A 1,154-nucleotide genomic window follows, 5' to 3' on the forward strand; every position below is an offset into this window, starting at 1 on the left:
ATTGGCGAATTCGCTGGCCAGTTTCCGTGGGGAACCCTTCGGTGGGGTGGTGATGTAGACGACGGGGATACGGTCCTGATCGGGGTACTTGCGCTTGATCAGCAGTTCGTGGGTCTTGCCCAGGAGTTTGATGGCCGTGGTCTTGCCGGAGGCCCAGGGGCCGGAGACGACCATGCCGCGGCGGGCGCTGATCTCGCGCTGGTTGAGCATCATCAACAGCCGGCCCTGGTTGGTGATCTGGCGGACGGTGGAGGTTTCCACGATGACGAGTTGGGAGTGGTAGCTGATGCGTTGTTCGTCGTAGCGTTCACGCGTGGAAGCGATCATCGCGGCCAGCTCCGCCGGATCGGGCAGCTCGATCGTGGGCGCTACGGACGTGATGAAGCTCCGCCAGCCCTGCAAGGTGGTGGTCGGGGCCCTGCTGTTGCTGGGCAGTTCAGCCGTCACCACCATGTCTCGGCCTCCTTGTGGGGGTCATAGATCTTCAGCGGGATGATCTTCGCCAGTTTTGCGGCATCCACTTCCTGTTCCTCCGGGGGCTCAGCGGCTGGGCCAGGCTTCGGGGCCGGCGCCTGTTCCGGCTGCTGCTGATCCAGGCGGGGGCGTGGCCGTTGGGCCGTGACGGCGGCCGTGTTGCGGGCGGCGGCGCGCTGGTCTTTCCGCTGCCGCTTCCGCGGCTTGGCCGGTGGTGAGGCTTTGTCGAGGATGTTGTCCACGGCGGTTTTGATCTCGTCCTCCGAAGGGCTGGTGACGCCCCGGCCGGCCACGATTTGGCGCCCGTACTCCCAGATGTCGTCCCCGAAGGGTTGAGGAGAGGCGGAGAGCTGCCGCCAGTAGGCGGTGATCCAGCCGCCGTCGTGGTGGTTGCGGATCCAGACGCGGCCGGCGTCATAGGGGTCATACCTGACCTCCCACAATCCGTTGAGAGCCTTCATCCCGGATTTCTGGCCCCGGAAGGGGTTGAGCTCCGCGGTGTCGTAGACGCGGTGGCGTATTTTGACCCCGTAGCTGTTGATGACCCTGCTTTCCGCGGGCATGAGTTCCAGATAATCCTCCGCGCCGAAGGGGACGGGGACGTAGCCGCTGACGGCCAGCAGGGCCGCGTACTTTTCGTTCGGTGTCAGCACCCGGGAGGGCGTGAAGGGATCCCGCAG

The 1,154-nt window shown here is 65.3% G+C and carries 2 protein-coding genes; both read right to left on the reverse strand.

Features of this window, described 5'->3' with window-relative positions:
* Positions 1–453: TniB family NTP-binding protein (locus J9611_RS21390; protein ID WP_211883270.1), on the reverse strand; the 453-nt coding region annotated here is incomplete at its 3' end.
* Positions 444–1,154 (reverse strand): Mu transposase C-terminal domain-containing protein (locus J9611_RS21395; protein ID WP_211883272.1); only part of this gene is annotated, 711 nt, incomplete at its 5' end. The genes J9611_RS21390 and J9611_RS21395, both read right to left, overlap by 10 nt.

The sequence above is a fragment of the Pseudarthrobacter albicanus genome, from assembly GCF_018224015.1.
GTDB lineage: Bacteria > Actinomycetota > Actinomycetes > Actinomycetales > Micrococcaceae > Arthrobacter > Arthrobacter albicanus.